This is a genomic window from Microcystis sp. T1-4 (genome assembly GCF_000297435.1).
GTDB lineage: Bacteria > Cyanobacteriota > Cyanobacteriia > Cyanobacteriales > Microcystaceae > Microcystis.
The window spans coordinates 46,374-56,097 of sequence record NZ_CAIP01000187.1; the positions used below are offsets into that span (position 1 = coordinate 46,374).

Here is a 9,724-nt window from a genome sequence, read left to right on the forward strand (position 1 = left end):
AGACACAATTAATTGCACATATCTAACCACCTCTTGCATGAGTGCCTCTTGCCTTTTGCCCATCCTAACCAAGAAGTTAATTTTGTCCCATTACTTATAAGCCATCTCTAAGGATTTAATCACGATGACTGGAACTCAAGCCCTTCGCCACCACGATAATTTTTTACAAGTCGCTAAAAGTTATTATCAACTCACCAAACCCCGAATTATTCCTCTACTGCTGATTACTACGGCCGCTTCTATGGAAATCGCCTCTAAAGGTCAGGTTTCCCCCCTCTTACTCTTTCTTACCCTCCTCGGTGGCACTCTCGCCGCCGCCGCCGCTCAAACCTTAAACTGCATCTATGATCGCGACATCGATCACACCATGCTTCGCACCCGCGCCCGTCCTATTCCCTCCGGTCGCGTGCAACCCCTCCACGCCCTCATTTTTGCCCTCGTTTTAGCCTCCCTTTCCTTAGCACTTTTTGTCTTTTTTGTCAATACTTTGAGCGGATTTTTAGCAATGACCGGCATCGCATTTTATATGCTGATTTATACTCATCTGCTCAAGCGTCATAGTGTCCAAAATATTGTTATCGGCGGTGCGGCTGGCTCGATTCCTCCCCTCGTCGGTTGGGCGGCAGTAACGGGCGATCTCGGTTGGATTCCTTGGATTTTATTCGCCATTATTTTCCTTTGGACTCCTCCCCATTTTTGGGCTTTAGCTTTAATGATCAAGGATGATTATGCAGAAGTGGATATCCCGATGATGCCCGTGGTTAAAGGGGAAGAAGCCACTAGCGAGCAGATTTGGCTCTATACTTTAATCGTCGTTCCTTTCACTTTCCTCCTGATTTATCCCTTGGCTGCCTGTGGTGTGGTTTATGGTGTAGCGGCTTTAATTTTAGGGTTTGTTTTCCTGAAAAAAGCTTGGCGATTAAAACAGAATCCTTTTGACCGGGACATGGCTCGATCGCTGTTTAAATATTCCATTCTTTACATGATGTTATTATGTACAGCTATGGTGATCGATAGTTTACCCATGACCTCTCGTCTCCTCGCTACAATTGCCAGTTTATTCTCCTGTAGTTAATCTCAGTTATCAGTTATCAGTTATCAGTTATCAGTTATCAGATGTGAGTTTTCAGTTCACTGATTACTGTTTACTGAAAAACCCCATCTCCCCAATTCATAATTCATAATTCATAATTCATAATTCATAATTCTCCCATCTCCCCAATTCATAATTCATAATTCATAATTCATAATTCTCCCATCTCCCCAATTCATAATTCATAATTCATAATTCATAATTACCCCCGACTATTGATTGCGACTCAGGGAGTTAATTCGCTCGATTACTTGGGCTAAGATGTCTTGTAATTGTCGGTCTTGATGCTGGGAAAGGTTAATTTTATCACAGCTATAAATAACGGTGGTGTGATCTTTGCCGCCAAATTCTTCGCCAATGCGCGGTAAGCTTAAATCCGTGTGTTGACGCATTAAATACATCCCAATCTGTCGGGCAAAACTAATTTCTCGTCGGCGGGAATTTCCCTTTAGATCGGCGATCGAGAGTTGAAACTTTTCCGCTACTACCGCCATAATAATCTCAGGAGAAGTGGAAATTTTGGCCATTGGTGGATTTAAAACCGGCGCGATATTTTCCACCGTCATCGGCAATCCGGAGATAGAAATATAAGTAGTAGCCCGGATTAATGCCCCCTCTAATTCGCGAATATTAGAAGTATAATTAACGGCAATATATTCGATAACTTCTCGTGGGAGACGCAGATTTTCGTACTCGGCCTTTTTTTGTAAAATTGCCATACGAGTTTCGATATCCGGTGCTTGGATATCGGCGACTAATCCCATAGAAAAGCGAGAAATTAAACGATCCTGTAAACTGGGAATCTGTTTGGGCAGGCGATCGGAGGCTAAAACCACCTGTTTTCCCGCTTCGTGCAGGGTATTAAAGGTATGAAAAAATTCTTCTTGAGTGTATTCTTTTCCTTCAATAAATTGCAGATCATCTACTAATAATATGTCAGCATGGCGATAATGATTACGAAAACTTTCCATACTATCTTGACGAATAGCGGTGATTAAATCATTCGTAAATTGTTCCGTCGATACATAAAAAACCCTAGATTGAGGATATAATTCCAGACGATAATGACCGATGGCCTGCATTAAATGGGTTTTACCCAATCCCACCCCACCACAGAGAAAAAGCGGGTTAAATTCGCGTCCGGGTAATTCCGCCACCGCTAAAGCAGCCGCGTGGGCCATGCGATTAGTTGGACCGACAACAAAACGGGAAAAATTATATTTAGGGTTAAGTTGATTACTGGGGGGTAATTCTGATTCTAAGCTACTGTTAGGCTGGAAAATAGCAATCGAATCGCCCTGTTCTGCCGTTAGTTGAATCTCGACGGGATAACCGACGATATCCTCCACTACTTCGGCAATTGTTGACAGATAATTTTTCTGAAGATGGTTAAGAATAAAAGGATTGGCAGCCTGAATTACTAAGCGATCGTTTTGCCATTCTTTAACCGTCGCCGTTTGAAACCAAGTCTCGAAAGCGGGACGGGTTAATAGTAATTTTAGACGCTCTAGGAGATTATGCCAAAGTTGTTGGGCGCTGCTATCCACGATTAATTTTGATTAACAAAGTTGCTCTAGTGCTGCTGTGGGGAAACCTTATCAGTTTAGCGAGATTTTGCCGTTGACGATAAAATATTTTTCAGAGGGAAACAATTAATCTTTAGACAGATGACACAAGTTTTAACGATCACCCAATTAGGAAATCCAATTTTACAGCAAAAAGCACCGGAGATCGATAATTTTCTCGATGCTGACTGTCAAAATTTGATCGATTCCCTGATTACCACCGTACAAGCTGCCCACGGGGTGGGAATTGCCGCGCCCCAAGTTGCTCGGTCTCTACGTCTGTTTATCGTTGCTTCTGGTCCCAATCCTCGTTATCCCGACGCTCCGATCATGCCGGCCACTGCCATGATTAATCCTCGCATTTTGCAGGTGAGCGAGGAAATGGTCAAGGGTTGGGAAGGTTGCCTCAGTGTCCCCAATTGGCGCGGTTTTGTCCCCCGTCATCAGTGGATCGAGGTGGCCTATTATGATCGCAATGGTCAGGAAATCCGTCAAGTTTTCGGGGATTTTGTGGCGCGCATCTTTCAACACGAATACGATCATCTGGAAGGAATCCTCTTTCTCAATCGCCTTGCTTCTCCGGCGGATTTATACTCGGAGGAAGAATACCAAAAAATCAGGAATATTGCTGAATATAAGCGATAAAATCGCAAAATCTGCCTATCTCTTCAAAATAAGTTAAATAACCTAACGGGAATATTTTATCTCGCGACAAAATTTTTGTTGGTAAATCTAAATTTTTTGTTAAAATGATAACGATTATCATTTTAGGTAGGACGACCAAGCAAACAAATGAACTACTTGACAAAATAAACTAATTGTGGTTTGGAATTCTACCCTCAATTAACTAGGGAGATACTCAAGACTTTTTCGGTGACTAGGAAAATCAATTTTTCCAAGTTTCGCCACGGAGATAACCCCAAAGACGAGGGAATAACCCGATAGCTTTCATTAGTTATCGTCTAGATGCCCAGAAAAATAAATACTCTAGCAAAGGGTATTTATTAACATTGGTAAAATCAGAAAACTTGGCCGATCAATTAACTATTGCAGTCTGTAAAAATATCTATGACCTTAGCTAAGTCCAAAGCAATTTTCGACAATGATGACTACAATCACTTTCCCGAAGTGATTACCGAACCTAAATCGCCGGTATCGGAAGCCGAGATGATGCAAGCGGTAAGAACACTGCTGTTAGGATTAGGAGAAGATCCCGATCGCGAAGGTTTACGAGACACTCCTAAACGAGTAGTAAAAGCCCTAAAATTTCTCACTTCTGGTTATCAGCAATCCCTCGATGAATTGCTGAATGGGGCAGTTTTTCATGAGGAGGCTAACGAGATGGTTTTAATCCGAGACATCGATATTTTTAGCTCCTGTGAACACCATATTTTACCGATAATCGGCCGCGCTCATGTTGCCTATATTCCTAACGGGAAAGTGATCGGTTTATCGAAAATTGCCCGCATCTGTGAAATGTACGCCAGACGACTGCAAGTACAGGAACGTTTAACCGCACAAATTGCCGATGCTTTGCAAGGATTACTACAACCTCAAGGGGTAGCTGTGGTGATTGAAGCGACTCATATGTGTATGGTAATGCGCGGGGTTGAAAAACCCGGTTCTTGGACTTCTACGAGTGCCGTGCGCGGTATTTTTGCCGATTCTGCTAAGACTCGTCAAGAGTTTATGAGTTTGATTCGTCATAGTCCCGATTTTCACTAATTACTCAGGGGGATTGGGATTATTTGATCATCCTATCCCCAGTTTTTTCCTAGGTAAAAAACCAGAGTCAAGGCAGCTATTTACTGTTTACTTTTTATTTTTGACGCGCTGTTAAGTAGTCGGACATAAATTCTGTTGTCTATCTTAAGAAATGTAAATTGCCGCAATTCTTACTGACTCCTGACGACCGACTCCTTACCCCACGGTTAACTTTACTTTTGTTCAACTACTTATCATGCTGATTCGTCCCCGTCGTCTTCGTTATACTCCAGCGATTCGCCGTCTTGTTCGTGAAACCGAATTAACCGTTAATGACTTGATTTATCCCCTCTTTATCATGGAGGGAGAAAATCAAAAGGTGGCTATTCCTTCTATGCCCGATTGTTATCGTTATTCCCTCGATTTATTGCTCAAAGAAGTGGTTAATGCCTATAACTTAGGCATTAATGCCATCGCTCTTTTCCCCTTGATTGCCGAAGATAAAAAAGATAATTTCGGCAGAGAAAGTTATAATCCCGATGGTTTAGTGCCAAGGGCAGTGAAAGCGATCAAAAAAGAAGTCCCTGAAATAATTATTATCACCGATGTAGCCCTCGATCCTTTTTCGATTTATGGTCATGATGGTATTGTGGAGGACGGTAAAATTCTCAACGATGAAACCCTAGAAGTTTTAGTGAAAATGTCGCTCTCACAAGCGGCAGCCGGGGCTAATTTCGTCGCTCCTTCCGATATGATGGATGGTAGGGTTGGGGCGATCCGTCGAGCTTTAGATGCGGCTGGCTATTTAGATGTGGGAATTCTCGCTTATACGGCTAAATATGCCTCTGCTTATTATGGTCCCTTCCGAGATGCCTTAGAATCAGCACCAAAATTTGGTGATAAGAAAACCTATCAAATGGATGGGGCTAATAGTCGGGAAGCGTTACGGGAAGCCAGTTTAGATATAACAGAAGGGGCAGATATTATTATGGTTAAGCCCGCTCTGGCCTACCTCGATATTATCCGTCGTCTGCGCGATAGTAGTCATCTTCCCGTCGCCGCTTACAACGTCAGTGGTGAATACGCAATGATTAAAGCGGCGGCAAAACAGGGCTGGATTGACGAAAAAAGTCTGATTTTGGAAACTTTAATCAGTATGAAACGAGCGGGGGCCGATTTGATTTTGACCTATTTTGCTCTCGATGTGGCATTAATGAAACAGGAAAGCCGATTTTAGGGTTTTTGCCAGCGAAATTGATAGACATTATCCTGCGCTCCCCATACCTGCCGACCAAGGCTATCATAACCTCGATCGCTGGTATCCATGCCCTGGGAATGTAGAATAATTGTATTAGTTATTTTCACCGCACCTCTGGCATTAGTGGAACAACCCTGGGGGGGAGTTTCTCCCCGATACCCCCCCGCTATCGGTTTTAAAAACACAGTACACACCGACTCGCCCAAATCTGATACATTTAATTTTCTTTCTGTCAAGTCTTTGTTACAAAAATTAATAAAGTTGGCGGCATTATTTAACTTATAAGCTTTTGATTCCACAGTGGAATTATCGGGGCTAGGTTGAATGACTAAAATTCTTTGACGATAGGGTTGATTTAAGCGATCGATAATTGCCTGTTCCTGATAAAGATAAATACTATCCTGTTTGGGGGAAAAATCCACGGCACAGGTGGTCATTTGCACCTTAGCAATGCGGGGGTTAGTCTGCGCTTGTTGCGTCGTATCCATCACCCCAATTAAATGATTAGCCACCCCCTGCACTTGCGGATTAAGGGGCAAAGATTGAGTGAGAAAAAATCCTAGGGCGATCGAAGTTTTCAGCATGAGCAGAGGCTTGATTCCGGTTAGTCTCTAATTAGCTTAAACTAATAAGCAGCAAGAGCAAAAATACCCCTTTTCCCATGGCTAATCATCTGGCTGCATCCGAAAGTCTTTATCTGCGAAAACACGCCGAAAACCCGATCGATTGGTGGTATTGGTGTGACAGCGCCCTAGAAATTGCCAGGAGAGAAGATAAACCGATCTTTCTGTCGATCGGTTATTCTAGCTGTCATTGGTGTACGGTTATGGAAGGAGAAGCGTTTTCCGATCGGGCCATTGCCGATTATCTCAATCAGTATTTTTTGCCGATCAAAGTTGATCGCGAGGAAAGACCAGACATCGATAGCATCTATATGCAAGCATTGCAGATGATGGTCGGTCAAGGGGGTTGGCCGCTGAATGTCTTCCTAACACCCGATAGTTTAATTCCCTTCTATGGTGGCACCTATTTTCCCGTGCAACCGCGCTTTAACCGGCCCGGTTTTCTGCAAGTGTTGCAATCGGTACGTCGTTATTATGACGAGGAAAAGGAGAAATTAAGCAAATTCACGGCCGAAATGCTGGGCGCACTGCGTCAATCAGCTATTTTACCGCGAGCAGAGACCAATTTAGCCGAACCTTCCCTTTTAGCCACAGGAATCGAGACAAATACAAAGGTGATTCGGGTTAATCCCAATAACTACGGTCGGCCCAGTTTTCCGATGATTCCATATTCTCATCTGGCTTTGCAGGGTAGTCGCTTTGGTGACGATTTTGACGATTCCCTCCGGCAAGCGGCCTATCAACGGGGGGAAGATCTGGCCCTGGGGGGAATCTATGACCATGTGGGGGGAGGATTCCATCGTTATACAGTGGATTCGACGTGGACAGTTCCCCATTTTGAAAAAATGCTCTACGATAACGGGCAAATTGTCGAATATTTAGCCAATTTGTGGAGTGCGGGTAATCGAGAGGCGGCCTTTGAGAGAGGGATTAAAGGCACGGTTAACTGGCTAAAACGGGAAATGACCGCCCCAGAAGGTTATTTTTATGCGGCCCAAGATGCCGATAGTTTTGAGAAGGCCACGGATGGGGAACCGGAGGAAGGGGCCTTTTATGTCTGGTCGGATCGGTCGTTAAGGGATTATCTCTCGACCGAGGAATTGGGGCTGCTGCAGGCTAATTTTACCGTTACTGCGGAGGGGAATTTTGAGGGTCGTAATGTGCTGCAACGTCGGCAAGGGGGAAAATTAGGGAAGGAGATAGAAAATATGCTCGATAAGTTATTTATTCGGCGTTATGGCAGTTCTCAGTCCCAATTAGCTCTTTTTCCCCCGGCCAGAGACAATCAGGAGGCGAAAACCGTCTCTTGGCCGGGACGAATTCCGGCGGTAACGGATACGAAAATGATCGTCGCTTGGAATAGTTTGATGATTTCCGGTTTAGCCCGGGCCTTTGCCGTCTTTGGCGAACCTTTGTACTGGCAAATGGCTACGGTCGCGGCCGAGTTTATTCTCAAGCATCAGTGGTTAGATGGACGTTTTCAGCGCTTGAATTATCAGGGTCAGGCCTCGGTTTTAGCCCAATCGGAGGATTTTGCCTATTTTATTAAGGCTTTACTGGACTTGCAAACGGCTAATCCCCAAGAAACTGGCTGGTTAGAGGCGGCTATCGATCTACAGGGGGAATTCGATCGCTGGTTTTGGGCCGAGGATGAGGGGGGATATTTTAATACTGCTTCCGATCATAGTCTCGATCTGATCGTGCGGGAGCGAGGTTATACGGATAATGCCACCCCTTCGGCTAACGGAATTGCGATCGCTAATTTATTGCGTCTGTCGCGATTGACGGAAAATCTAGAATATCTCGATCGGGCCGAAAAGGCCTTGCAATCTTTTACTACCATCTTAGAACAGTCCCCCACCGCTTGCCCCAGTTTATTTGTTGCCCTCGATCACTATCGTCACGGTTTCTGTCTGCGGGCCCCGGAAAGCTCGATCGAGCCGTTGTTAGGTCGCTATTTGCCCACTGCGGTGTATCGCGTCGATGGCAGTTTGCCGTCTAGCACATTTGGGTTAATTTGTCAAGGGTTATGCTGCCTTGAACCGGCGGAAAATTTAGAACAGTTAGACCGACAAATTGCCGGGGTGATGGCGGGGCCGTCAATACTACTCGGTTAAGGTTTTTTTCTCTCTGCTCCCCGCTCTACTAGGAAATAGGCTCTGGTGTTTGGCTTTCGTTGGCAACTTCTAACCAGCCTTGGATGGCCTCTTGAAGGTTATTGATGAGTTCATAAATACTATCCCCTTCTGTTATGCAACCGGGGAGTGCAGGAACTTCCGCCCAGTAACCTTCTTCTTGGGCTGGATCGATAATGGCTTTGATTTTCATTGCTTTCTTGACTTAGCTTTATTTGTCTGCCCAAATTTTAACTTAAGGATGGTGCGTTCCCCATCATCAGAAAATGCAGTAACAAGGATGGCCTCAGGGAACGCACCCTACTCGTGACTGGGGAGTGTCAAGAATCGATCTGGGACAAAAAATCAGGGGTTATTTTTCGGGCAAAATTTTGCCACTTTAGACAAATTCCTATTTTATGCAGTCAATCTGTATATTTTGATACGTTTTTTAAGTTGAAACTATTTCGGGCTAACTTGAAACTTTTTTTCTCAACTGTTGTTTTTTTTCGCGACTGACTCTCAAGTAAAATTGCTAAAAGCATTACCAAAAGCTAATCCATCAACTTTTTTTGATACAACTTTTTTGCAAACTCTGGGATTCCAACTAAGTAGTCGTGCAAAATTAATTTCCTAGTGAAGATAGGCAAAAGGCAAAAGGCGGTTAGATATGTGTAATTAATTTTGCTTAGGTACTTATATTAAGCTTCTCGAATGGCAAGCCCAACTCGCTGCCCAACATTTTGAAAAGACGGGGGAGATTACCGTCATCGTTCAAGATAATCATCCCATTCATAGGAGCAAGCAAGTCAGAGAATATTGGGATAAGTGGCAGCAGCAAGGATGATTTTTCTTTCAACTGCCCAAATATTCCTCTGAAATGAATCTTATTGAAATTGAATGGCATCAATGAAAAACGCATGAACTGGCAGGTCAAATTTTTCCCGATGAGTCCGATTTAGCGATCGCTGTTAAACAAGGGATCGAAGCTCGCGCTCAAAAAGGAGGATACGAAACTCACTGTTTTAAGTTTAATTCTGCCTAGCTAAGTTGTTCGTAATTTAAATTGCTTGTTGAGACGAGGCAAGAGGCACTCTTGCAAGAGGCAACAGTAAAGGGATTGAGGGAGATTCGGCTAATCTTAAGAATAAGCACTTTAAATGCGTCATAGCTTACTTATCAAAGCTGATAAGTGGGTGGGTGGAATTAAATATAAGATGAACGTAGGTTGGGTTGAAGCATGAAACCCAACGCCTGCATGGGTTACGCTACCGCTAACCCATCCTACAAATAATTGTGCCTCCCTACTTAATTGTTATAGCTATCGGGTACACAAGTGCCACACTGCAAGGTAAAAAAATTAAGGA

General features: G+C 43.9%; 8 protein-coding genes. 5 read left to right on the forward strand and 3 right to left on the reverse strand.

The features are described from left to right. Positions 1-124: 124 nt before the first annotated feature. Entirely contained in the window at positions 125-1,075 is a 951-nt protein-coding gene (locus MICAI_RS11870; protein WP_008202059.1) for a heme o synthase, read from the forward strand. A 230-nt stretch (positions 1,076-1,305) separates the two neighbouring features. On the opposite strand, the gene dnaA is transcribed toward MICAI_RS11870, so the two are convergent. Further along, positions 1,306-2,640: a chromosomal replication initiator protein DnaA gene (dnaA, locus tag MICAI_RS11875; RefSeq protein ID WP_008202069.1), complete on the reverse strand. Its 1,335-nt coding sequence runs from the start codon at positions 2,638-2,640 to the stop codon at positions 1,306-1,308. A 120-nt stretch (positions 2,641-2,760) separates the two neighbouring features. Between dnaA and def the strand changes: the two genes are divergently transcribed. The 3 genes from def to hemB all read left to right on the forward strand — a co-directional run bounded on the left by def (position 2,761) and on the right by hemB (position 5,599). Beyond that, complete coding sequence (gene def / locus MICAI_RS11880; protein WP_008202083.1) at positions 2,761-3,303, forward strand: peptide deformylase; 543 nt, start codon at positions 2,761-2,763, stop codon at positions 3,301-3,303. A gap of 423 nt (positions 3,304-3,726) precedes the next feature. Continuing rightward, complete coding sequence (folE, locus tag MICAI_RS11885) at positions 3,727-4,383, forward strand: GTP cyclohydrolase I FolE (protein ID WP_008202086.1); 657 nt, start codon at positions 3,727-3,729, stop codon at positions 4,381-4,383. 235 nt (positions 4,384-4,618) lie between these two features. Beyond that, positions 4,619-5,599, forward strand: coding sequence for a porphobilinogen synthase (gene hemB / locus MICAI_RS11890; RefSeq protein ID WP_008202087.1), 981 nt, complete (start codon positions 4,619-4,621; stop codon positions 5,597-5,599). On the opposite strand, the gene MICAI_RS11895 is transcribed toward hemB, so the two are convergent. Next, entirely contained in the window at positions 5,596-6,204 is a 609-nt protein-coding gene (locus tag MICAI_RS11895) for a chromophore lyase CpcT/CpeT (RefSeq protein ID WP_008202088.1), read from the reverse strand. The two genes, hemB and MICAI_RS11895, sit on opposite strands and share 4 nt — an antisense overlap. Positions 6,205-6,281: 77 nt before the next feature. On the opposite strand from MICAI_RS11895, the gene MICAI_RS11900 reads away from it, so the two are divergent. Beyond that, positions 6,282-8,360: a thioredoxin domain-containing protein gene (locus MICAI_RS11900; RefSeq protein ID WP_008202089.1), complete on the forward strand. Its 2,079-nt coding sequence runs from the start codon at positions 6,282-6,284 to the stop codon at positions 8,358-8,360. Between the two features lie 28 nt (positions 8,361-8,388). Here MICAI_RS11900 and MICAI_RS11905 read toward each other — a convergent pair whose 3' ends face one another. Then, positions 8,389-8,571 (reverse strand): type II toxin-antitoxin system HicB family antitoxin, encoded by a 183-nt coding sequence (locus tag MICAI_RS11905; RefSeq protein WP_008202090.1) that lies wholly within the window; start codon positions 8,569-8,571, stop codon positions 8,389-8,391. Between the last annotated feature and the right edge of the window lie 1,153 nt (positions 8,572-9,724).

Coding starts and splice junctions, on each gene's coding strand:
- MICAI_RS11870 (WP_008202059.1), top strand. CDS start 125: ATGACTGGAACTCAAGCCCTTCGCCACCACGATAATTTTTTACAAGTC.
- def (WP_008202083.1), top strand. CDS start 2,761: ATGACACAAGTTTTAACGATCACCCAATTAGGAAATCCAATTTTACAG.
- folE (WP_008202086.1), top strand. CDS start 3,727: ATGACCTTAGCTAAGTCCAAAGCAATTTTCGACAATGATGACTACAAT.
- hemB (WP_008202087.1), top strand. CDS start 4,619: ATGCTGATTCGTCCCCGTCGTCTTCGTTATACTCCAGCGATTCGCCGT.
- MICAI_RS11895 (WP_008202088.1), bottom strand. CDS start 6,204: ATGCTGAAAACTTCGATCGCCCTAGGATTTTTTCTCACTCAATCTTTG.
- MICAI_RS11900 (WP_008202089.1), top strand. CDS start 6,282: ATGGCTAATCATCTGGCTGCATCCGAAAGTCTTTATCTGCGAAAACAC.
- MICAI_RS11905 (WP_008202090.1), bottom strand. CDS start 8,571: ATGAAAATCAAAGCCATTATCGATCCAGCCCAAGAAGAAGGTTACTGG.